General features: G+C 64.6%; 21 protein-coding genes. 3 read left to right on the top strand and 18 right to left on the bottom strand.

The window, feature by feature from the left end; genetic code table 11:
* Positions 1-110: 110 nt before the first annotated feature.
* Both CJU94_RS14885 and CJU94_RS14880 read right to left on the bottom strand, forming a co-directional pair.
* The gene (locus CJU94_RS14885; RefSeq protein WP_095419335.1) at positions 111-752 is read right to left on the bottom strand and encodes a DUF1109 domain-containing protein; all 642 of its coding nucleotides are present in this window, start codon (positions 750-752) and stop codon (positions 111-113) included.
* Positions 749-1,321, bottom strand: a complete 573-nt coding sequence (locus CJU94_RS14880) for a sigma-70 family RNA polymerase sigma factor (protein ID WP_095419334.1) — start codon at positions 1,319-1,321, stop codon at positions 749-751. The genes CJU94_RS14885 and CJU94_RS14880 overlap by 4 nt, the downstream gene beginning before the upstream one ends.
* 264 nt (positions 1,322-1,585) lie before the next feature.
* Here CJU94_RS14880 and CJU94_RS14875 point away from each other — a divergent pair, with 264 nt between their 5' ends.
* From CJU94_RS14875 to CJU94_RS14865, 3 genes are all read left to right on the top strand, one after another.
* Complete coding sequence (locus CJU94_RS14875) at positions 1,586-1,837, top strand: pentapeptide MXKDX repeat protein (RefSeq protein WP_095419333.1); 252 nt, start codon at positions 1,586-1,588, stop codon at positions 1,835-1,837.
* Positions 1,838-1,915: 78 nt separating this feature from the next.
* Positions 1,916-2,575, top strand: coding sequence for a cytochrome b/b6 domain-containing protein (locus CJU94_RS14870; protein ID WP_208645319.1), 660 nt, complete (start codon positions 1,916-1,918; stop codon positions 2,573-2,575).
* Positions 2,576-2,590: 15 nt separating this feature from the next.
* Positions 2,591-3,367, top strand: coding sequence for a molybdopterin-dependent oxidoreductase (locus CJU94_RS14865; protein ID WP_095419332.1), 777 nt, complete (start codon positions 2,591-2,593; stop codon positions 3,365-3,367).
* A gap of 18 nt (positions 3,368-3,385) precedes the next feature.
* On the opposite strand, the gene CJU94_RS14860 is transcribed toward CJU94_RS14865, so the two are convergent.
* The 16 genes from CJU94_RS14860 to CJU94_RS14785 all read right to left on the bottom strand — a co-directional run bounded on the left by CJU94_RS14860 (position 3,386) and on the right by CJU94_RS14785 (position 23,420).
* On the bottom strand, positions 3,386-4,723 hold the full coding sequence (locus CJU94_RS14860) for an LLM class flavin-dependent oxidoreductase (protein ID WP_095419331.1): 1,338 nt from the start codon (positions 4,721-4,723) through the stop codon (positions 3,386-3,388).
* A gap of 78 nt (positions 4,724-4,801) precedes the next feature.
* Complete coding sequence (locus CJU94_RS14855; RefSeq protein WP_095419330.1) at positions 4,802-6,133, bottom strand: LLM class flavin-dependent oxidoreductase; 1,332 nt, start codon at positions 6,131-6,133, stop codon at positions 4,802-4,804.
* A gap of 375 nt (positions 6,134-6,508) precedes the next feature.
* Entirely contained in the window at positions 6,509-7,045 is a 537-nt protein-coding gene (locus tag CJU94_RS14850) for a hemerythrin domain-containing protein (RefSeq protein ID WP_095420375.1), read from the bottom strand.
* A gap of 45 nt (positions 7,046-7,090) precedes the next feature.
* The gene (locus CJU94_RS14845; protein ID WP_095419329.1) at positions 7,091-7,774 is read right to left on the bottom strand and encodes a hypothetical protein; all 684 of its coding nucleotides are present in this window, start codon (positions 7,772-7,774) and stop codon (positions 7,091-7,093) included.
* Positions 7,771-9,177, bottom strand: a complete 1,407-nt coding sequence (locus CJU94_RS14840; RefSeq protein ID WP_095419328.1) for a selenium-binding protein SBP56-related protein — start codon at positions 9,175-9,177, stop codon at positions 7,771-7,773. Before CJU94_RS14840 ends, CJU94_RS14845 begins: the two co-directional genes overlap by 4 nt.
* 225 nt (positions 9,178-9,402) lie before the next feature.
* Complete coding sequence (locus tag CJU94_RS14835; protein ID WP_095419327.1) at positions 9,403-10,281, bottom strand: ABC transporter permease; 879 nt, start codon at positions 10,279-10,281, stop codon at positions 9,403-9,405.
* A complete protein-coding gene (locus tag CJU94_RS14830; RefSeq protein ID WP_095419326.1) occupies positions 10,278-11,108 on the bottom strand; it encodes an ABC transporter ATP-binding protein in 831 nt (276 codons plus the stop codon). Before CJU94_RS14830 ends, CJU94_RS14835 begins: the two co-directional genes overlap by 4 nt.
* A gap of 70 nt (positions 11,109-11,178) precedes the next feature.
* A complete protein-coding gene (locus CJU94_RS14825; protein ID WP_095419325.1) occupies positions 11,179-12,231 on the bottom strand; it encodes an ABC transporter substrate-binding protein in 1,053 nt (350 codons plus the stop codon).
* Positions 12,232-12,280: 49 nt separating this feature from the next.
* Positions 12,281-13,189: a TauD/TfdA dioxygenase family protein gene (locus tag CJU94_RS14820; protein ID WP_095419324.1), complete on the bottom strand. Its 909-nt coding sequence runs from the start codon at positions 13,187-13,189 to the stop codon at positions 12,281-12,283.
* Between the two features lie 233 nt (positions 13,190-13,422).
* Positions 13,423-16,794, bottom strand: coding sequence for an enterotoxin A family protein (locus CJU94_RS14815; protein WP_095419323.1), 3,372 nt, complete (start codon positions 16,792-16,794; stop codon positions 13,423-13,425).
* 277 nt (positions 16,795-17,071) lie between these two features.
* Complete coding sequence (locus CJU94_RS14810) at positions 17,072-17,659, bottom strand: c-type cytochrome (protein ID WP_095419322.1); 588 nt, start codon at positions 17,657-17,659, stop codon at positions 17,072-17,074.
* A complete protein-coding gene (gene soxC / locus CJU94_RS14805; RefSeq protein WP_095420374.1) occupies positions 17,652-18,929 on the bottom strand; it encodes a sulfite dehydrogenase in 1,278 nt (425 codons plus the stop codon). Before soxC ends, CJU94_RS14810 begins: the two co-directional genes overlap by 8 nt.
* Before the next feature lie 12 nt (positions 18,930-18,941).
* Positions 18,942-19,979: an ABC transporter substrate-binding protein gene (locus CJU94_RS14800; protein WP_095419321.1), complete on the bottom strand. Its 1,038-nt coding sequence runs from the start codon at positions 19,977-19,979 to the stop codon at positions 18,942-18,944.
* Positions 19,980-20,020: 41 nt separating this feature from the next.
* A complete protein-coding gene (locus tag CJU94_RS14795; RefSeq protein WP_095419320.1) occupies positions 20,021-20,851 on the bottom strand; it encodes an ABC transporter ATP-binding protein in 831 nt (276 codons plus the stop codon).
* Positions 20,845-21,906: an ABC transporter permease gene (locus CJU94_RS14790; protein WP_095419319.1), complete on the bottom strand. Its 1,062-nt coding sequence runs from the start codon at positions 21,904-21,906 to the stop codon at positions 20,845-20,847. Before CJU94_RS14790 ends, CJU94_RS14795 begins: the two co-directional genes overlap by 7 nt.
* Positions 21,907-21,953: 47 nt before the next feature.
* The gene (locus CJU94_RS14785; RefSeq protein ID WP_095419318.1) at positions 21,954-23,420 is read right to left on the bottom strand and encodes a SidA/IucD/PvdA family monooxygenase; all 1,467 of its coding nucleotides are present in this window, start codon (positions 23,418-23,420) and stop codon (positions 21,954-21,956) included.
* Positions 23,421-23,485: the final 65 nt, after the last annotated feature.

Here is a 23,485-nt window from a genome sequence, read left to right as displayed (position 1 = left end):
GGCATCTACCACGCCACACACTGGAAACACCCAACCCGCCGCTCCGGATGTTCCCAAACCCCACCGACGAACCACACCCGCCCACCAGCCCCAAACGCTCCCCGGCTCGATCACCAGCGTAAAAGCCGCGGCCCCAGCACCGCGCCGATGATCGTCGGCACCAGCATCCCGAGCACATACCACACGCCCCAGAACGGAATGCCCATCTCAGGACAATGCAGGCAATACGCGAGCGTCGCGGTCGAACCGGCCAGCAAGCCTCCCGCCGCGCCCGTCAAAACGAGCCGGGTTGGCGCCAGCCCTCTGAGTGCCCAGAACACGGCGACGAAGCCTGGAATCGACAGCATGGCGATATTGAATGGGCACACGCGCCAGGTCTTGCCGAGCACCAGGGCGAGCCTTGCGTCGCCGGGCGCGGCCACGAGCACAAAGGCACCGGCCAGCCATACCGCCGCGATCGGCGCGGCGATCAGCCAACTGCTGCCACCCATACGCACGCCGGGACGGGCAAGCCGCGTCGACGTCCACAGCGAGCCGACCATCACACATAATGGCAACGCGATCTTGGCCCAGAAGATCGGCGTGACGGCCACTTCGGCCAGGTCGCGCCGGATGCCGAGCACCATCGCCATGATCAGCGTCGCACCGGCAGCACCGACCAGCACCGCGACGCCGAAGCGTTTCGTGAGCGCGTGACGGTCCACCGGCGCAACGCCGGTGGCAAGCAGCGAAATAAAGTCATCCGTTTTCATCGCGTACCTCGAATCTTTGCAGCCAATGCCTTGAGTCCACGATGTACGCCTATCTTGACCGCGGACTCCGACAAGCCGGTCAATTTCGCGGTCTCCGTCACGGACAGTCCTTCGAGTTTCACATGCACGATCGGCAAACGCTGGCGACCAGGCAACTGATCGAGCAGTTTCCCAAGGTCGCGCCTCGCTTGCGCCGGCTCGAGATCGGGCGCGGCGAGCAACTCGAATGCATCGTCAAGCGGATCGTTCAGCGCATCGTGCCGGGCGCGCGCCCGGAAGTAGTCCGTCAGCTTGTAACGCGCGATCGCGTGAATCCATGCCGTCAGCGGTTCCTGCGTGCGATAGGTATGCCGTGCGTTGTGCACCGCAAGCAATATTTCCTGCACGAGATCTTCGGCGTCGGACGCGCCATCGTAAAGCCGCCTGCGCAGGAAGCCGCGCAAGTGCGCACCCAACTCCGTGAGGAATTGCCGGTACGCGACACCGTCGCCGTCCAGCCCACTCAGGAACAGGGTTCGCAGATGCGCCTCTTTCGCCTGCGCTGCGGTGATATCGGTAGTTCGATTCATCTGGGGCGTCGGTTACAGGAAACAGGAGTTTATTCCATCGCCCACCCCTGGCGCTCGCGATCACGCCGCACCGCCCTCTTTTTCCGTTTCAGCAAAAAAAATCGCGCCTGCTGTAACCGCGCCGGCGCTGCTGGCGAACTACCTCACAGATGCGGGATGACGACGCATCGGTAGTTGCCGGAAAGCAGGTTCACCTCATCAACACTCGGACCCGATAGGCCGCTTCGGCCACGCGGTCCGATCAACAACATTCAAGGAGTTGCCATGAAACGCATTGCAATCGCAGCATTCGCCGCAGCGTTGCTCGTGAGCGGTGGTTCGGCGTTCGCCCAGGCGAGCGGCGCCATGTCCAACGATTCGATGTCGAAAGACGCAATGAGCAAAGACTCGATGGCCAAGAGTTCTATGTCCAAGGATTCGATGTCCAAGGACGCAATGAGCAAGGACTCGATGAGCAAGGACGGCAGCAAGATGAAGCCCGACGCGATGAAAAAAGGCGACGCGATGAGCAAGTAAGCCCCGAGGTGCATTCCCGGCCCGCCGGCCGGGAATGCACCTGCGAATCCTCATGCGCCTGTCCAGCGGGAGTCCGTCATGCGCTTCAAACCATTTCTGCCTGTCGCCGCGGCGCGGCTTGCCCGCGTCGCCGAAGGCTCGAGCCCGAGCGCCGCGACGATCCAACCCGCCTGGGTGCGTATCGCGCACTGGCTCAATGCGCTCGCGGCGGTGCTGATGATGCTTTCAGGCTGGCGAATCTACGACGCGTCGCCGGTGTTTCAAGGTTTCAGTATTCCGACCGGCGTCACGCTCGGCGGCTGGCTTGGCGGTGCGTTGCAATGGCACTTCGCGGCGATGTGGCTGCTGTTCTTCAACGCCCTCTTCTATCTGGCGATGAACCTCGTCACGGGCCGGCTCTGGTCGAAGTTCTTCCCGCTGTCGCCGCGCGCGATCCTGCACGACTTAGGTGAAGCACTGAAGGGCCACCTGTCGCACGCGGATCCGGCCCGCTACAACGCGGTGCAGAAATTCGCGTACCTGTTCGTGATGCTGGACATCGCCATCCTGATCATATCGGGACTTGCGATCTGGAAATCAGTGCAGTTCCCATTGCTGCGCGAACTGATGGGCGGCTATGACCGTGCGCGTGTCGTTCACTTCTGCGCGATGGCACTGCTGGCCGGTTTTATCGTCGTCCATCTGACGATGGTCGCGCTCGTGCCGCGTTCGTTGCTCACGATGATTCGTGGCCGCTAACCGAGGAGTACGATTGTGAAGCTTTTCAAACCTTCCTCTCCGGGCGTGGATCGCGAGTCGCTCAGTATCGACGTGCGTCGCGAGCTGGAGATGCCGTCACGGCGGCTCTTCGGCAAGCGCATCGTCACGCTCGGCGGCCTTGCCATGCTGACCGGATGCAGCCTGTCGGACGACAAGTCGGTCGAGACGTTCCTGTCGCGCGTGTCGAAAATCAACGACAGCGTGCAGGGCTGGCTGTTCGATCCGAACCGGCTCGCGCCGACCTACACGGAGGCGGAAATCACGCGTCCGTTTCCCTTCAATGCGTTCTACGGCATCGACGATGTGCCGCATGTGGACGGCCGCGATTTCCGCCTGAAGGTGAGCGGCCTCGTGCGGGAGAAAAAGGCTTGGGCCCTCGATGAACTTTACGCATTGCCGAAAGCCGAGCAGATCACGCGGCATATCTGCGTCGAAGGCTGGAGCGCGATCGGCCGATGGGGCGGCACGCCGTTTTCCGAGTTCCTCAAACGTGTCGGCGCAGACACGTCCGCGAAATACGTCGGCTTCAAATGTGCCGACGACTATTACGAAAGCATCGATATGCCGACGGCGCTGCATCCCCAGACACTCTTGACCTTCACGTATGACGGCGAGCAACTGCCGGCCAGATACGGCTATCCGATGAAGCTCAGGATGCCTACGAAACTCGGCTACAAGAACCCCAAGCACATCATGGAGATCTTCGTGACCAATACGTTCCCGGGTGGCTATTGGGTCGATCAAGGCTACAACTGGTTCGGCGGCTCCTGAACGGCGGCCCGAGTGCGGCTAGGTTCCGGCGCCGGAACGTGGAAAAAACCGGTTCTCAGGCCGTGGCAGCCCCAGATTTTCGCGCAGCGTGGTCCCTTCGTATTCGCGCCGGAACAGCCCGCGCCTCTGCAACTCGGGGATCACCTTGGCGACGAAATCGTCCAGACCGCCCGGCAGGTAAGGAAACATCACATTGAATCCATCGGAGCCCTCTTCCACCAGCCACTGCTCCATCTGATCGGCGATCATGGCGGCCGTGCCGACCATCTCCAGGCCCGCGTAACCGCCAATGCGCTGGGCCAGCTGGCGTATCGTCAGCCCCTCGCGCTCGGCCCATTCGATCACGCGTTGGCGCGCGGTACGGCTCGCATTGGTTTCGGGAATCTCGGGCAGCGGCCCGTCAGGATCGAAGCCGGACACGTCGTGTCCCAATGCAATTGACAATGAAGCAATGCCGCTATCGTCATGAACGAACGTGTCGAGCCGCGCTCGCGTGTCGAGCGCCTGCTCCAGCGTATCGCCCACCACGACAAAGGCGGCGGGAAGAATCTTCATGTGATCGCGTGGCCGCCCCAGCTTCTCCATGCGGCCTTTGACGTCGGCGTAAAAGCGCTTGCCGTCTGCCAGCCGTGTTTGCGCGGTGAACACCACCTCGGCGGTTTCGGCGGCGATCTGACGCCCTGCTTCCGACGATCCCGCCTGCACGATGACCGGCCAGCCCTGAACGGGGCGCGCGATATTCAACGGCCCGCGCACCGAAAAGTTCTCGCTCCTGTAGTTCAGCACATGCAGTTTCTCCGGATCGAAGAATGTGCCGGTGGCCGTATCGCGGATAAAAGCGTCGTCGGCCCAACTGTCCCAAAGTCCGGTGACGACGTCGAAAAACTCGCGGGCGCGCCGGTAGCGCTCGTCGTGCTCGACATGCTCGTCGAGCCCGAAATTGAGCGCGGCGTCCGGGTTCGATGTCGTCACGAGATTCCATCCCGCGCGGCCGCCGCTGATATGGTCGAGCGAGGCAAAGCGCCTTGCCACATGATATGGCGCGTCGAATGTCGTGGACGCGGTTGCAATGAGCCCCAGCCGCTCGGTGACCGCGGCGAGCGCGGCAAGCAGCGTGAGCGGCTCGAACGACGTGACGGTGTGGCTGTGCTTGAGCGCGTCGAGCGGCATGTTGAGCACCGCGAGGTGGTCGGCCATGAAAAACGCGTCGAAGCGGCCGCGCTCGAGCGTCTGCGCGAAACGCTTCAGATGCGCGAAATTGAAGTTGGCGTCGGGATAAGCGCCGGGATAACGCCATGCGCCGGTGTGAATGGTCGTGGGACGCATGAAGGCGCCGAGGCGAAGCTGACGTGACATGAAACGATCTCCGTCGCGAACGAGGTCGAGCCAGTTTAATCTGGCTTCGGCGCGGCTGCTTGCAAGCCGCCGGCGCCGCTATCTGACGCGGTGCGCCGGCCGCCGCAACCCGAGATTCTCGCGCAGTGTCCGGCCCTCGTAGTCTTCGCGGAACAAGCCGCGTCGCCGCAGTTCGGGCAACACCAGTTCGACGAAATCGTTCAGACCGGTGGGCAGCAACGGCGGCATCACGTTGAAGCCGTCCGCGCCGTAATTCACAAAACGCTCTTCGAGTTGATCGGCGATCTGCGCCGGGGTGCCGACGAGCTGCCAATGACCGCGCGCGCCCGCCACGCGCAAATAGAGCTGACGGATGGTCAGATTCTCGCGGCGCGCGATTTCGATCATCAGCGTTTGCCGGCTTTTGCTGGCATTTGTTTCGGGCAGATCCGGGATCGGACCGTCGAGCGGATACCCGGACAGATCGAAGCCGCCGGTCAGCCCCGAGACGAGTGCGAGCCCGACCTTGGGGTCGACGAGCGACTGCAATTGTTCGAACTTCTCTTGCGCTTCGTCTTCGGTGCGGCCGACAATCGGAAACACGCCGGGCATGATCTTCAGATCGTCTGGGTCACGGCCGTAGGTCTGCATGCGGCCTTTCACATCGGCATAGAAATCGATCGCGTCCTGCAGCGTCTGCTGCGCCGTGAAAATCACCTCGGCGGTCTGTGCGGCCAGATCCCGGCCGGCTTCGGACGACCCAGCCTGCACCGGATGCCCCTGGGGCGCGCGGGCGACATTGAGCGGCCCCTTGACCTGGAAGAAGCGTCCCTTGTGATCCAGCACATGCCGTTTGGCGGGGTCGAAGAAGCGGCCTTCCGCCTTGTTGCGAACGAAGGCGTCGTCCTCCCAGCTATCCCAGAGCCCCGCCGTTACTTCGGCGAACTCGGCGGCACGCGCATAGCGCTCGGCATGGTCGAAATGTTTGTCGCGATTGAAGTTCTTCGCTTCATGCTCGCTGGACGACGTGACCAGATTCCAGCCCGCGCGCCCCCCGCTGATGTGATCGAGCGACGCGAATTTGCGCGCAATGTGATACGGCTCGTTGAAACTCGTGGAGGCCGTGCCGACCAGGCCGATGCGCTCCGTCACGGCCGCCAGCGCCGAGAGCAAGGTGATCGGCTCGAACTGCGCGACGTAGCTGTGCGCGGTGCGGCTCAGAAAGTCGACGTTATCGCCCCGTGTGCCCACGCCGTCGGCAAGAAAGACCAGATCGAATTTTGCGGCTTCCGCGGCCCGCGCGAGCTGGACGTAGTGACGGAAATCAACGCCCGCGTCCGCGCGTGCATCGGGGTGCCGCCACGCCGCGATGTGATGTCCAGAGGGGTAAAGGAAAGCGCCGAGGCGCAAATGCCCGCTACGTCTGCTCATGAAAGCCCGCGAATCGAGTGTGGATGGGGACGCGCCGCGCCTGCGGGCTGTGTAACCCGAAGCTGTAGCCTGAAGCTGCAAGCGCGCGGCATCGCGTGTATTCGCCGAAGGACACCGCGGCATTCGACCACCGGTGACAGGCGAAGGCGTGCAACCGGTTCGATTCTCGTTGTGTTCGCCGCATTGCGCCACGAACAAATCGGCAGATCCATATTCGCCAGTGAACTAACGAAAACGGCTCGTAGTAGGCGGGAGCCCTGAAATCTCCGGCGAAAGCGCGTCACGCCCCGCCCAGGCCGCACAGCCGCTGCGCAAGCGGCATGTGCCGCCGGGATATGTACCGGCAGTGCGTGATGCGCCCTCGCCTCGCCACACTTAAAGCGCGGCGGTCTTGTCCCCCACCGCCTTGCTGCCCACCGCGTCCAGCTTGCTCTGCAATTCGGCTTTGCGGATTGCCATTTTTTCGCCCAGCGAGCGGAGGTTGCAATTCGACTTGCGCAGTTCCGGAAAGAGTTCCTGCTCCTCTTCCTCGACGTGATGGCCCACCATCTCGCTCATCACCTTGAAGGTCGCGTCGAATCCCCTGTCGCCGGCCTTCAGCGTTTCGAACTTCGCGATCAGCGTCTTGACGAGAAAATGTTCGATGTACGCTTCTTCCACGTCGATCGCGTCGCTGTCAGGCAGGGCGGCCTGCGCGGCGGGATACAGCAGTTCCTCTTCGAGCATCGTATGAATGGATAACTCTTCGCAGGCGCGCTGCGCCAGCGTCGCTTTCGCGTCCAGATCGTCGTCCGCGGTTTTCTTGAACGCCGCGAACAGCTTTTCTACCGCGCGATGTTCGGCCTCCAGAAATTCGACCGCATCTTGCGTAGCCGGATCGGTCGCTGTCTTGTCCTGTTTCGTCGTTTGCATCTTGCACTCCTCGTTCATGGGGTTGAACGAGTTGTCGCGCAAGCATCATGCCTGAGGGCTCAGGACCAGGGTAGTGTTGATGGCGAGCGAGAGCGCGCCGACCAGCACCAGACTCAGCGCCCACACCGTGTCCAGATTGAACCAGCTTCGCGAGACGAACTTGAGCCCGAGGTAGCGGTAGACCAGCCACGCCAGCAATCCGCCTGCCAGCATCATCGCGCACGCATGGACCGCCGAGACCAGCAACGCCATACCCAGATTCGCTTCGATCAGCGCCTGCGCGGCATGGTGCCCTTGATCGTCGTAGGCGCGGCAAAGCCCGAGGTAGATCGGCACGAGCATCAACCCGGCGCCGTGCGCCATGGCAATGGCGAAGGACCAGAGTGTCAGCCGCGAGGGAGGAATCCGCACGAGGACGCGCGGATGGCGTCGCCAGATCAGCAGAACTACGCCAAAGCCCATCACGAGCACACTGGCGCCGATCTGGATCGGGTGCTGCCAGGCGAGCAGGATGGTCAGCATGGCGAACGGCAGCATCACCAGCAACACCGCCAGCATGTGCCCCGCCGCGAGATAAAGGAGCGCGCGACACAGCGCCTGCGCGCGTCTTTCCATCAATCCGGCCGACACCGCGAGCGGCCATCCCATTGCCGGATTGACCCCGTGATAGAGGCCGCTCGCGAGAATGGCCAGCCACAGGCCGGTCTGCGACCAGCCTGCCCCGATCAAACGCCCACCGACGGGTAACAGAACGAATCGGTCGAGCAGTCTCCGCCTTCGAGCCGGATCTGATGCGCGCGGTATCCGTCGGGAAAGTCCACCCAGTAGTCATCTGTCAATGTCAGACCGCCGCCGGGTTCCGCCCGCGCCATGACCTGTGCCGCGGGCACGCCGTCCGGGTAAAACTGGTTGTCCCACGTCGAGTAGAGCGAGTTGGTCCAGTAGACACGCTTGCCGTCGCGGCTGATCTCCACCATCTGCGGACCACCCGCGAAGGTCTTGCCGTTCGAATGGGGCGTGCGCCGCGCGATGCCGCCGATGTGAACCGATCCCGTGAGCTTGGGCTTGCGGGGTTCCGTCACGTCGTACTGGCGCAGCTCTCCGGTTCCCCAGCAGGCGACATAGAGGAATCTGTCGTCGATGGAGAGATCGATATCGGTGACGAGCGGCGGCACCGCGCCGAAACCCTGGAGCAAGGGCGGCAGCAATTCCGTGGCTGCGGGCTCGGGCGGAATGGTGGCCGTCTTCTCGATGTGGAACTGCCCGCCTTCGCGCCACCATGTCCAGATCGATCCTTCCAGATTCGTCGTATCGACCACCACGCCGATAAAGCCGTATTCCCGGCTGGGATCGTGCGCGGGCCGCACTTCGAGCGCCATCTGGTGGTTCGCGCCGAGGTCGATGGTCTGCACGTTGCGCCTGCCGCTCAGATCCCAGAAATGAATGCGGTGGCCGTACTTGTTCGACAGCAGATCCTCGGGGACGATGCCGTTCTCGAATTGCGGCGGCAACGCCCATTCGCTCGACACCATGTAATCGCGCGGCAGGTTCCACCAGAAATCGTAGTGTTTCTTCTGCAATCCGCGGTCGAGCTCCCAGCGGCCGAGCACCTCGAACGTTTCGCAGTCCATGATGAAAATGCCCGGCGGCCCGTCGGTGCCATCCTTGCCGGCACCGCCGAGGGTGCTGATGTAAATCCCCTCAGGGCCGCAATGCACGGTATGCGGGCGCGAGTAGCCCGTCTTGCGGAAGATTTCCTCGGGCTCGATGATCTTGTGAATGCGCGCCTGGGTCGGGTGCGGATGCGTGTCCACAATGTAGATGCGCGAAGAACGCATGCCCGGAATGATCAGGTAGCGCCGCTCGAGGAACGCGTGGCCGGTCAGCGGCGACAATGCCGACGAGCATGCATTCCACCCGAAATGATGGAATTCGTCCCCTTTGTACGGCACCGGCACCGTATGCACCACCTGGCTGTAGGTTGGCGAACCGGGTTTCACATCGATGACGGCAAGCGCGTCAGGTTGCGAAAAATCGGGGCTGAGCAGTACGGTGTACGCGTACTCTTCCGCCGGCGCATCCATGGCGAGTTTCGGTGATGCATGGAACGTGGGATCCGGGCGCATACCCATGGCGGAAGTCTCCTTGTCTGTCTGGTTCGCAGGCCGTGGCACGGCTTTAGATTTGTAGTCCACGCCGGCAGCGAGAGCAACCGGAAGTTTCGACAATCTTTGTGCACTGCGCCGTCACCGCGCTCAGGCGCCCTTCGTTCATATCGTAGTCGCCAACACCGAATAGTTCTACAGAATCCTCGCGCGGCCTTCAGGTGGCCGGAGTGTGACCGAGGATGCGGCCCGTCAGTGCTGCACGCCCCAGCGCCGAACCGTCACGCGTTCGAGCGTATCGAACACCAGGTGCTCGATCAGCAAGCCGATCACGATCACCGCGGCAAGGCCCGCGAAAACGCGATCCGTATACAGCTCGTTGCGATTCTGGAAGATGTACCAGCCGAGGCCGCCGCTGCCGGAACTCGCGCCGAACACGAGTTCAGCCGCGATCAGCGTACGCCAGGCAAAAGCCCAGCCTACCCGCAAGCCCGCCAGAATCGCCGGCAACGCCGCCGGCACCAGAATCAGCAGCACATGGCGCATGCCGGTGAGCCCGTAGTTGCGGCCGGTCATGCGCAACGTCGCCGGCACCGATTGAAAACCGGAGTAGGTGTTCAGCGCCAGCGGCCAGAGGACGGAATGCACCAGCACGAACAGCAGGCTGCCGGTGCCGAGGCCGAACCACAGCAACGCGAGCGGCAGCAGCGCGATGGAAGGCAGCGGGTTGAACATCGCGGTCAGCATCGACAGGACATCGCGGCCCAGACGCGTCGAGACCGCGAGCGAGGTCAGCACGAAGGCGAGCGCGGCGCCGAGCAGATAGCCGCGCAGCAGCACCGACATCGACACGGCCGTTTTTTGCAGCAGTTCGCCGGACCACACGCCTTGCACGAATGCGCTGAACGTCGCGCCGAACGTGGGCAGCAGCAGGTCGTTGTCGAGCGCGCGCGCGGCGAACTCCCAGATGGCGATCAACACCAGCGCAATCAGCGTCTTGCGTATCCAGCCTTGCGCGAAGATGCGCTTGCCGAGCGGCAGCGGCGCTTCGAGAACGAGTTCGCCGAGCGGTTCGAGCGGGCGCTCGTATTCCTCGCGAACCGGCGGCAGCAAAGTGGCGGGCGAACTCATTGCACGGCCTCCGGCTCTTCAAACAGCAGGTGATGAATACGCGCGACGCTGCGCTGAAAATCGCCGCGCCCGAAACTGTCCTGAGAATACTGATGGCTGTTGAGCTCCGCGCGCACACGCCCCGGATGCGGCGACAGCAGCAAAATCCGGTTGCCGACCACGAGCGCCTCTTCGATGGAATGCGTGACGAACAGCAGCGTGAAGTTCACCTCCTCCCACAGACGCAATAGCTCTTCCTGCATCTTGCGGCGCGTGAGCGCATCGAGCGCGGCGAAGGGTTCATCCATCAGCAGCACGCGCGGCTGCATGGCCAGCGCGCGGGCGATGGCGACGCGCTGTTTCATGCCGCCCGACAAGGTATGCGGATAGGCGTTGGCGAAAGACGCCAGCCCTACCTTCTCCAGATAATGCAGCGCGCGCTCGTTGGCTTGCGCACGCGAGAGCTTCTTCGCGACGCGCAGCGGAAAGGCGACGTTCTGCAGCACGGTCTTCCACGGCGGCAATTGATCGAATTCCTGAAACACGACGATGCGATCGGCGCCGGGGCCGCGCACCACCTGGCCGTCGAGCGAGATACTGCCGGAGGTCGGTTGGATAAAGCCGGCCACTGCCTTGAGCAGGGTCGACTTGCCGCAGCCCGATGGGCCCAGCAGCACGAAGCGGTCGCCGCCATAGACGTCGAAGCTCACGTCATGGGTCGCGCGAACGATCCGCTCGCGTGTGCGGTATTCGAGGTTGACGTGCTCGACCGCGAGCAGCTTCTCGCTGGTCGCCGCAGCGGCCTCATCACCGTGGCGCGGAAACAGCAAGGCAGGATTGGCCACCATCAGATCGCTCCCTGTAAGCCGGCCACTCGGGCCGACGGAAAACCGGCGAAGCTCGGGGACGTGTTCACGGTCAGCTTCCCGCCGCGGTTGCCGGATCGTCGAAGAAGTAATCCTTCCAGGACTGCGGGTCGTTCTTGATCACGCCCACGCGATGCATGAATTGCGCCAGGCCGAACGTATTTTGCGGCGCGACCTTGAACTGCACCTGCGGATCCTTAATGACTTTCAGCAACAGCGTGCGGTCGATCTTCGACTGATTGGTGCGGATGTAGATATCGGCGGCGGCATCGGGATTGGCCGCGATGAAACGCGCCGCGTCCGCCAGTGCGTCGACGAAGGCGCGGTAGGTCTTGGGATTGCTGGCGCGGAATTTCTCCGTCGCATACAGCACGGTCGCCGAACTCGGTCCGCCGAGCACGTCGTACGAATTCAGCACGATGTGCGCTTTCGGATTGCCGGCCAGCTCCTGCTCCTGAAACGGCGGATTGCCGAAGTGCCCGGTGATTTCCGTACCGCCCGCGATGATCGCCGCTGCCGCATCGGGATGCGGCAGCGCCTGCGTGAATTTGTCGAGCCGGTTGTAATCCTTGTCGCCCCAGCGTTTCGCCGCCGCGTATTGCAGCACGCGCGACTGCACCGACACGTTGACGGCCGGCACCGCGATGCGGTCCTTGCCGGTGAAGTCGGCGATCGTCTTGACGTCGGGATTATTGCTGATGAGGTAATACGGCAGATTGCCGAGCGACGCTACGCCCTTCACGTTCTGCTTGCCGTGCGTGCGGTCCCAGATCGTCAGCAAGGGGCCGACGCCCGCACCGGCGATATCCACCGCGCCGGAGAGCAGCGCATCGTTGACGGCGGCGCCGCCGGAGAGCTTCACCCAGTCGACCTTGATATCGATGCCCTGCTTACGCCCTTCTTTCTCGACGAATTGCTGGTCACGCGCCACGTTCAGCAGCAGATAGACGATGCCGAACTGCTCGGCCACACGGATTTGCCCTTCGGCATGCGCGGGCACGCTCGCGCCGAGGCCGGCGGCCGCCACCGACAGGGTCAGCAGCGCCGCGGACAGGCGGCGAGCACAAGACGACCGCGCGGCGGTCGGGTGAAACCTGGCGAACATCGGAACTCCGGTCAGCGTATGAGAGTGGTGAAAACGGGCCACGTTGCCGTCAGAACGGCACGTTGCCTTCAATAGTCGTGCGATACAGTTTGCGGCGCAGATGATCGGGCGTGCCGGCCGCGAGATGCATCAGCGAGCGGTTGTCCCAGAACACCATGTCGTGTTCGGCCCACTGATGCCGGTACAGATGCTCGGGGCGCACGCTATGCGCGAAAATTTCCTCCAGCAATGACTGGCTTTCTTCTTCCGGCATGCCGATCACGCGGGTCGTGAAATGCTCGCTGACAAAGAGCGCCTTGCGTCCGGTCTCCGGATGCGTGCGTACGATCGGGTGCACCACCGGCTTGACCTGGGCGATCTGCTCGGCGGAAAGGTTCGGACGCCACGGGCTGCGCTTTTGCAGCTCGGCGTATTTGGCGAGATACGTGTGTTCCGCCGAGCGTCCTTCCACCGAGGCGCGCAAATGCGCGGGCAGCGTGTCCCACGCCAGATGCATGTTGGCGAACAGCGTGTCGCCGCCTTCCGAAGGCAGTTCCTGCGCATGCAGCAGTGAACCGAGGCTCGGCTTCTCCTTGTACGAGAGATCCGAATGCCAGTAATGCCCGGCGTCGCCCAGACCGATCGGCTGGCCGTTCTCGACAATGTTCGAGACGACCAGCACCTCGGGATGGCCCTGCAACTGGAACTGGTGCAGCACGTGGATCTGCAGCGGACCGAAGCGGCGGCTGAAAGCGATCTGCTGATCCGGGGTGATGCGCTGATCGCGGAACACCAGCACGTGATGGTCCAGGTGCGCGCGGTGAATACGGTCGAAATCGTCCTGGCTCAGCGGCCGGCCGAGATCGAGGCCGAGCACTTCCGCGCCGACGGGGCCGTCGAACGCGCGAATCTCGATGTGCTGGGCACGGTGGGCAAGGCCAGCAGCGCCGGCGTCGGTAGATGCAAAGGCAGTCGTCACAGGACACTCGTCGTCGAATCGGATCGGAACACGCCGGCACGGGCGCAGTCAGCCGAATTTACCGGCGCATGCGCGCGCCGGCAACGAAGCAAATCCGATACGGATATCTGCTGGAGTGATAAAGCCGATGTTCTAACGCGTTGCGGCCCCAAGCGTCCCGTGCGCTGCCCTGCGCCTCCCGTGCGCGGATGCGCCGGTCACGGCCGTCTCTGACGCCTCAGGCAGCTCCCGCGCTAGCCGCGCAGGTCGTAGTGGCTCTTGAGCATACGTTGCAGCTGCCGATTCCTCGCCTCATCCGCGCTGATCCTGCTCCAGGTGAGCCCAGGAATCCTGTAGTTGGACTTGAGCGCGCGCAGGCGTTGAGCGCGGGCCTTGTGCGTTGCCGGGTCGATGGTCACGCGCCACACGAGCTTGCCGTCGAGCCTGCGCGCTTCGAGCTGACTCGGCCCGTCGGCAACGACGCAATAGCCATCCTTGAACAGCAAGGCGGCGTTCTCGTCCGCCAGCCATTTCGCCGTCTTGCCGACCCCTTTCGCTGTCCACTTGCGGACGTAGTCGAGAAGGTTGTCCCACCGCTCGATGCCGGGCACTTGCGTGACGAATCGCGTCGTACCCGGCGGCAAGGCTGAATCCGGATTCTTCGCGAACTCGTAGAGCTGGAACCGGTTGCCCGCGGTGCTGCTCCAGAAGGTGTGCATGTTGATTGGCGGCGGCGTGACCGGCTTGCCGTCAAAACCGGTCATGCCCCATTCGGATCGGCTACCCAGGTTTTCTCTCGTGACATAGGGATAGAAAGAATACTTGCCGACACTGAGAAACTTGCGATCCTCGGCATGAATGAGGTGCTTTCCATCGTATTCGAAAACGCCGTTGCGATTGGTTCGCGCGGACGGCGCCGCACCGGTGTAAAGGTAGCCGCTGTTATCCACGCGAAGCACCCGGTTGTTGTCGCCGGCGAGGTGAAAACGGCCATCGTCGCCCATGACGAATTGGGTAGTGTTGCCCGGCACGTCGGCTCGGCGCGAATAATCGAAGTAAACGTCGCCCTTGTCGCCGGCGTACAGCTTGGTCTGCCATCTGGCATCGCCGTATCCCCACAGGGTCAGCGGGCCGCGATAGTCGAGGCGCCGCGCTTGCCGGCCGGCGAGATACTCCACCTGTGAGCGCGCATGATCGTAGAACTCGGCCTGCGTGCGATTCGGATCCTGATCGGGCCTCGGCACCGCGGGTTTGCCGTCGTACGAGACGCGTGACATGAACGGGCTGTGACGCTTGTCGTTCCACACGGGACTGTCGACCGGATAGCGCGCCAGTTGCGGCTGGGCACCGGCCGTTCGCGTCTGGTTATAGATATCCCAGCGGTAATCCGGATTGGCGACGAACGGCTGCAATCTGCCGTCCTGCATGCGCTGCCATCCCACGATCTGCGTGTAGTCGATACGTCCCATCGCTGCCTGTTCGTGGGTCTGCGGGTCACGGGCGCCCGCGCCGAGACTTCCGTCGACATCCACCATGTTCGGTGTCGGCGCCACCCGGTAGATGTACCCGTCGTTCGACCCGGACGCGAGGCGCTCCCGCGCCACGCTGCCACGCTCGAACGTGCCGAGATAGCCTGCTGAATCGACGGCTGACGGATCCGCACCGACGTCGAAATTGTGCATGGCAAGACTCACGTCTTTCAGCGGCGTGCTCTCCATGCTGAAACCGCCCTGTGCCTTCAACGCTTCGGGCGTCACGGTAGACGGGCGGAACAGCACGGTGTGAGGCGAGGCTTGTGGCGTGTCGGCAGACCGTTTCCTGACCTCTTCGCGAGGCATGCCGAGCCGCCCCATGTCAGGCTCAGGCGGCAGAGTGAGGGGCGGCACGGCCACGTGGTGCGCCTCCGCGATATCGGCCAACGTGACGTTGTTGATCGGCGATTCTGCCGCGACGACGAATTCCGCCTGGCTCGCGCCGTGCACCGGCCGGCTTCGCTTCAGATTGGCAAACCACGTGGTGCTCGCATGGTCGGTGTCGCCCTCTTCCGGGTACTCGGAACCATACCGACTGCTGATCGCGGACGACATATCGGCAAAATTCCGGTAGCTGAATACGCCGGCCGTCGGATCGTAGATCTGGTACGCGTCATTCAGATAGTTCGCGGACGGATTGATCCGTTGCACGATCACCGCCGGATCTCCGCAGGCGACGCTGCCTCGCGCGCGGGTCGTCCCGTCGTCAGCCGGATTGGCGCGGGACGTGAAACGGATTTCGACGAAGTCGTCGTCATAGCCCCGCAAGCTGTTGTCGCGGACATAGGGATGCCCGAAGTGCTGATCGAGATCGTCGGCCAACTGGGCGGCGTTTCGAATATTGCTTTGGCCTTCGTGCCTGATATGGTTCGGCACCGTCGACACCACCGAATACCGGTTCGCAGCCTGCAGGCCGTGGATCTCATCGATTGCGGCTTGACGCGTCGGCGGGTTGCGTAGCCGTTCGCCCAGATCGGCTGAAGCACCTGCCAGGTTTGCGACATGGCCACTGGCAACATTGACGAGCGCGTCGACGGCCATACCGGTGCCGGCATCGGCTATCGCGCCCGGGCCGCTCGTGGTCGTGGAACGAAGGTCCTGCGCCGATGTGTTCCGCTCGCGCGCGGTGGCCGCATACAGGCGAGACCGATAAGGTTCCGGCGAGGGGGCGGGCGGCACCAGCGGCTGCGGGGGAGCCGCTACGCGCCCGCGCGGCTGCGGCGCCCGATGGATCTCGATGCTGTGGGGCACGAGACCGAACCCTCTTTCGTTGTACGCGGAGTTCAGATACCCCGTCAGGGCGTGCGTCATGGCTTCCTCGTTCCGATACACGAATGCGCCGTTGTTCGGATCGAACAGGGTATACCTGCCGTCGGCTTCCCGCTCGAGCAGCATGGCATGGCCGCCGTGGCGGGACCCGTCACGGGTGGAGAGCCGGTCGAACCGCAAGTGCGCGATGTCGCCCGGTTGCATCCCGTCGTGGATACGGCTCATCAAGGTGGCGATGCGCTGGGCGCGATCCTGAGTTTCATCGAACGTATCGACGCGACCCTGCGCATACCGCCTGAGGGCGAGTGCCGACCCGTTCTCCTGAAACAGATCGATCCGATCGAACATGTCCCGGCTGGCGGCGGAGCGGGAATCCGCGTCGATCGAGATGCGGTTGACAGCGGATCGCAGGTCCGGCGTGTTCCCGCCGTCGGCCGGGTCGAGCGGGTCGCTCCGGTCGATGCGGCGCATCGCCTCGCGAACGAGGCCGTCGCAGGTTCCCCGGCCGCTCGCCCCGCGCGTGCGCCGGCGATCGTACTGATCGAACCGCTGATACGACTCGGCCGTTTCCTTCAATGCGTCGCCGCCGCGGCACTCGCGGAACTCGGACTGCGCACCGCACGTGCCGAGTACGCCGCCGCGCCGAATGCGGGAGAGGGTCGAGGCGGGCGCGGGGTCGGTGCCGGCGAGTCGCGGCTGACTGGCGACGCGCGCAGACGGTCTCTTCTGCGACCGCCTCACCGTATCCGCGCGTGGCGAATTCCGGTTCGGCGGGTCGCGCATTTCCGCCACATAGGCTGGTGCGTGAGTACGGCTTATTTCCATACGGCTCTCCCACGAAAGGACACGGTTAGCGTGCCGCGACGATGAAAGTCCACTATTTCGCTTTCCGAACGGACCGCGCTTGTGGACGGCACAAGACCAGTGTCGGGGAGCCTGCATCGCATGGGGAACTGAATAGCTGCTACAACGACGGCGGGCATCATCGGCCCGGGTCGTGGTATGCGTCGCGGAGCGACGCGAGGGGGCCGGCCGTGATCGCCCGGGCCATCAAACGATCAAGCGGTGGCGCCCGATCCCGCCAGGTATCGGCGCGAACCGATCACAACCGGCCCGGGCGGGGATCGGTCACGAATCCGCCGTGATTGGGCATCACCACGCGCGGCAGAGACGCCGCGTCGAGCCGCGTATTCGCCGCAACGATGCCGTTCTGGTTGAGCAGGAACGCGCTCACCGCATAGACCTCGTCAGCGGAAAGCGACTCGGGCGCGTTGTAGGGCATCGCGCGGCGGATATAGTCGAAGAGGGTCGTCGCATACGGCCAGTAGCTGCCCACCGTGCGCTTCGGCTTCGCGCTCGCCAGCGTGCCCTGCCCGCCCACCAGCGCGTCGCCGAGGCCACCCTGGCCCTGCGCGCCGTGACACGCCGCGCACTTCGTGGCGAACACGTGTGCGCCGGTCGCCACATCGCCGCTGCCCGCGGGCAAGCCGCGTCCATCCGGCGCGATATCGATGTTCCATGCGGCGAGGTCCTGATCCGTGAGCGGCGTACCGATGTCGTGCGCCGCGCCGTCGTTTCGCACCACCGCCGTGGTCGATGCACAGGACGCAAGCACCGCAAGCACCGCGACCGGCAGCAGCGCGGCCAGCACCATGCGCGCCGGCGTAGGCATCCGTTGGCGCTCACGCATTGCGCACCTCGCCGCGCTCGTCCACGCGCCATTGCTGGATCGCGTTGTAGTGGTATTGGGAATTCAGGCCGCGCGCGGCAACGAGTTCGGCGCGCGTCGGTTGCACATAGCCGGTCGAGTCGGTAGCGCGCGAGAGAATGGCCGCAGCGCCTCCGTCCCAGCGCCAGTCCGCCTCGAAACGCGTCAGCGCGCGATCGTGGATGGCGCCGACAAGACGCGCGGCACGCCATGTCGCCCCGGCATCGGTCGATACCTCGACCTTGCGGATCGTACCGCGTCCGGACCAGGCAAGCCCGGTGATCGGGTAATAGCCATGCGTGGTGAGGCGATGGCCAGGCGACGGCCGCGTGATCACCGACTTCGCGTCCATTTCGAAGGCGAACTGACGCGCGGTGCCGTTCGCGAGCAGGCTCGTATATTTCGAAGTTTCCTCGCGGGTTTGCAACGGCGCGTCGACCACCTTCAGGCGGCGCAGCCACTTGACGTTAGTATTGCCCTCGAAGCCGGGAACGATCAACCGCAGCGGATAGCCGTTCTCCGGGCGCAGGCGTTCGCCGTTTTGCGTATACACCACCAGCGCGCGCTCGAGAATACGATCGAGCGGCAAGCTGCGCGTCATCGCGGCGGCATCGGCGCCTTCGGCGAGCAACCAGCCGCCGCCGGTTGCTTTACCGGGGGCCGACAACCCGCCCACCTCTTCCAGCAGCGTGGATAAGCGCACACCGGTCCATTCGCAGCACGACAGCAGGCCGTGTGTGAGTTGCAGCGGCATGCCGCTCGGACCGTTCCATTCGTTGCCGGTATTGCCGGAGCATTCGAGAAAATGAACCCGCGATTCGGACGGCAGGCGCAGCAGGTCGTCCATCGTGAATAGTTTCGGCGTGCGCACGAGGCCGTGAACGGCCAGCCTGTGCTGATCGGGATCGATGTCGGGTACGCCGGCGTGATGGCGCTCGTAGACCAGACCGTTGGGCGTGAGCGTGCCGTGCAGATCGGCAAGCGGCGTCATCGACGAAGCCGCGCCGGGCAGCGGCCACGCGCGCGCACTGCGACGCACCACGGTCGCCTCGTGCGGCGACGGCACGCCATAAGGATGCTCGAGGATCGGCGCACCGGGCGCGCGGCTCGAAGGCGCGACCTCGAGCGGCTTGAGCAGTTCGCTTGCCGTCGCGGCGTGGGAAACGGCGAGACCGCCGGCCGCCAGACGGCCGAGCAACCGACGGCGCCCTCGCGACGGCGGCGTGTCCGGCTCTGGGATACGTAACGACATCATGCCCCGCCGCTAAGCCAGCACATTCGAGAACACCCGCTCGGCGAGGCGATTCGAGTCGGTGCCGCTGTTGAGCACGCCGACCGTCTTCAGGTCGTCCGCGTAGAGCGAGATTTCCTTCCTGAACGCGTCGCCCACCGGATGATGGCGATCGGTGTGGCTCCTGAGCATCGCGCTCAGTTGACCCACGTTCGCGGACGGCGTGTAGACCGAGAAAATCGCGGCGGCATCGTCCGGATGATTCGCCGTCCACTCGGTGGCTTCGAGCAGCGCCTGGGTCAACGCCTGCGCGGTGGGGCGATCCTTGCGCACCAGCGAACCGCGCACACCGAGCACGCAGCACGAACGCGTCTGGTATTCGCCGCACAGATTGTTCGACACTTCGTAGAGGTGGTCGGACTCGCGGATCGACCAGATGGTCGGGTCGCCATCGGCGATCGCCTGCACTTCGCCCTTTTTCAACGCCTCGCCCAGCAGGTTCGCCGGATACTGGCGCCAGTTCACGTCGCGCTCCGGATCCACGCCGATCTTCTTCAACACGATGGCGAAGAAGTTCTTGGTCGGGCTCGCCATGTCGCTCACACCGATCGTGCGGCCCTTCAGCCCCGCCACATCGACGATGCCCGACGCCCGCGAGGCCAGCAAACGCATGCAGCCGCCGTGAATGCCGGCGGTCAGTTTCACGTCGAAGCCCTGCTCCAGCGGCTTGATCCAGCGCAGCGCCATGCCGACGCCCGCGTCCGATTTGCCGGTCGCGATCGCTTCCAGCAGCTGGTCGGTCGAACCGGAAAAATTCACCAGTTCGACCTGCAAGCCGTGACGCTCGAAAAAACCCTGTTTCACCGCCACGGCCACGGGCGCGGTACAGATCGCACCCGCATTCCAGGAAAGCTTGAGCGGCTTGAGCGGAGCCTGCGGCGTTTGCGCGAAGGCCGGCGGGCCCGGCATCAGCACCGCCCCGCCCAGCGCCGCGGCGCCCGCGCTCCACGCCGTCTTGCACAGCCACGCGCGGCGAGCCGGGTTCGGCGGGGCTTCTTCGTAGGGATTCATGGTGAGTCTTCCTCAGGTCGTTTGTCGATCGTTATATTCGTTCAGGTATCCAGACCAAGCTGGCCGAGCACCTCGCGGCGCAGCGCCACCAGCTTCGGGTCGTCGCGATGGCGGGGATACGGCGCGTCGTTGCGCACTTCGGCGATCACCCGCGCCGGCCGCTCGCTCAACACGATCACGCGATTCGCCAGCAACAGCGCCTCTTCCACGTCGTGCGTCACCAGCAGCACGGAGAACCGCGCATCCTGCCAGAGTCGCGCCAGTTCGTTCTGCATGCGGATGCGCGTCAGGGAATCGAGCTTGCCGAACGGTTCGTCCAGCACCAGCAGCGCCGGGTCGTTGACGAGCGCGCGCGCCAGCGCCACACGCTGCGCCATGCCGCCCGACAGCTGATGCGGAAAGGCTTCGGCGAATTCAGTCAGGCCAACCAGTTCCAGCGCCGCGTCGATGCGTTGCCGCACGCGCGCGTCCTCGTCGCCGCCGCGGCGCGCCACGCCCCGGCGCTGCGCCTGCGGGCCGACGCCGACGTTGCCGCGCACCGTGCGCCACGGGTACAAGGTCGGATCCTGGAACACCACCACGCGCGACGGATCGGGACCGGTGATCGCGACGCCGTCGGCCTGCACACTGCCCTGGGTCGGCGTATCGAGGCCGGCGACCAGCCGCAGCAAGGTGGACTTGCCGCAGCCGCTCGGACCGAGCAGCGCGACGAACTCGCCCGGCTCGACGGCGAAACTCACGTCCTGCAATACGGGCAACGCGGCGCCACGCAGCGCGAATCGATGGCTGACGTGGCGCACGTCGATGCGCGCGCCGTCGCGGACCGGCGCGGTGGCGGCCGGCCGATTCAATATCTCGGGTACGGCTACCATTTGAGCAATCCTTTTTGCCAGGCCAGCAGGCGGTCACGCACGCGGAACAGCAGCGTGATCAGACCCGAGCACATCAGCGCCATCACCAGCAGCGCGGCGTACATATTCGAATACGCCGCCCAGCCCTGCGCCCATTGCAGATACCAGCCGAGCCCCGCTTTCACGCCCATCATCTCCGCGACGATCAGCACCGAGAACGATGCGCCGAGCCCCATGAACAGCCCGACGAACACCGACGGCAACGCGGCCGGAATCGCGACGCGCAGGATCAGGAACGACGGCCTCGCGCCGAGCGTGCGCGCAATGTCGTAGTACGCGGCGTTGACGCCCGCCACGCCCGACCACGTCAGCACCGCGACCGGGAACGTGGTCGCCAGCGCGATCAGGAATACGCTCGCGCTAAAGCTCGACGGAAAGAAGAAGAACGCGAGCGGCAGCCATGCGGTGGCGGGCAGCGGGCCGATCAGGCGCAGAACGGGATGCACCCAGTAACTCACCGCCTGCGACCAGCCGATGCTCACGCCGATCGTGAAACCCGCGACCGCGCCGAGCAGGTAACCGTAGGCAAGCAGCCCGAACGAATGGACGACGCTCGTGCCGAGCCGCGGATAGTCTTCGGCATAGACACCGATCAGCGCCTGCGGGGGCGCGAAGAACGGCCGCGGCAACCATTCGAGCTGCGCCGTGACGGCTTCCCAGGCGCTCACGCCGAGCGCCAGCGCGAGCAGCCAGGGCATCGCGGCGAGCCATGCACCGGCGCGCGTGGAAGCCGCCGCCTTGCGGTGCGATGGGTCGCGCCATGCCGCGAGCGCCGTCGCGACCGCGAAAGCCGCGAGCACCAGTTTGAGCGCGATGAATGTTTTCGCGTACGGCCAGTCGTCGAGACTCGGCCACCACTGGGTCAGCGCCGCGCTGCCTAGCCACGCGAGCGCGGCCAGCCAGGCGATCAGCACGCCGCGTGGCAGCGCGCGCCCTGTCGCCCGGCCGCCGGTATCGCCGGACTCCGTGTCGAGAGCCGGACCTCGCGTCGCGATCGATTCGAACTGGGTTGACATAGCCGTTTCAGCCTCCTGCCTTGTTGAGGGTTAGCGTGAAGTCGGCTTCACGCGAGGTCGAGGTCGGCGTCGACACCCGCGCGCTCGCGCTGCCAGACGCTGCGTGCATAGAGCGAAGCGTCGAAATCCGCGGCGATGTCGCCATGTATGCGTGCTTCATGCGCGTCCAGATCGGCGAGAAACAGATCGCGGCTGATTCGCTGCACCACGGCGGGAATGTCGCGTTTCATGCTCGGCACGTCGCCGACCGGCAGCCCGAAACTGACAAACGCGGCGGGGTTGTAGACGTGGATATGCTTCAGATAGGGCGCGCCGCCCTCCACCTTCTCGAGATATTCGAGCGCGGCGCCAAGATAAGGATGCGCGCCCAGCGCTTCGTCACCGTCACCCGCAGCGGGCACGTACTGATCGCGCCAGAGGCGGATATGCGCCGCGAACTCCGCGAGTTCCGGGCGCAGCGCAGGATTGACGACATAGCCCGTGCCGGCGATCACGAAGTCGAAGGCGAACCGCTCGCCTGCCACACTCGTCTCGACGCGCCCGTCTCGCACGCCGGCGTGGGTCCACGGCGCGCCGAGATGCAGGTGAAAGTTCGGAAAGCGCGTGACACGCTCCACGGCGTCGACAGGCGGCGTCGAACCGGCTTCGCGAAAGCGCCGCGCCTGCGACCAGCGAATCGGGTCGGGCAACTGGAAATAGTTGTCGTACGCCCCCGGATAGGCGCGCGTGCGCGTCACCGGCACCGAGGCGATACGCTCGCGCCGCACGAACAGATGCACCTGTCCGGCCCCGGCTTCGAGCGCCGTTGCGGCGGCGTCGAAGGCGGACGCGGCGCCACCGATCACCGCCACGGATTTGCCGCGCAGCGCGGCGAAATCGATCGCTTGCGAGGTGTGGGCAAAGAGTGCCGGCGGAAGATCTTTCAGCACAGCGGGAAGATGCGGCCCGCCGTTGCCCGCCACCCCGTTGCCGAGCACGATTTTGCGTGCCGTCTCCACGACGCTGCGCACGGCAGCGCCTTCGCGCACCTCCAGATGCAGACGGAAATGCTCGCCCACCGGTTCGATGCGCGTAAGACGCGTGCCGTAGCGAATCGGGATCTCCAGAAAATGACGGTACCACGCCAGATATTCCGCCCAACGCGTGCGCGCGATCCGGTCGATCTCCGCATACGAAGCGGCACCGAAGCGCGCTTCGTACCACGCCTGAAAACTCAGCCCCGGCAGGCCGCCTTCGGGACCCACCAAGGTTTTCGGCGTGCGCAATTTATTCATGCGCGCGCGATTCAGCCACACGCCGGCCTGCCCCTCGTCAGGCGCCGCGTCGATCACGCTGACCTGGCCGATGCCGGCACGCCGCAGCGCGAAAGCGAACGCCGCCCCGCTCTGTCCGCCACCGATGATCGCCACGTTATGGTCGATGCCGTCACGCGGCGGCACCCAGTTTTCGGGCGCGGGGCCGATCAGCCGCAACGTGTCGAGCGCGAGCTGATCGGGATGATTGATTTCCGTCATGGTGTCGATTCGGCCAGGATAGTGAGCGGCGGGCAAAGCCGCCGGGATCGCAGGGAACTGCCATC

It is taken from the genome of Paraburkholderia aromaticivorans (genome assembly GCF_002278075.1).
Classification (GTDB): domain Bacteria; phylum Pseudomonadota; class Gammaproteobacteria; order Burkholderiales; family Burkholderiaceae; genus Paraburkholderia; species Paraburkholderia aromaticivorans.
Note: the sequence above shows the minus strand (reverse complement) of the source record. Positions and strands in the feature narration are given on the sequence as shown.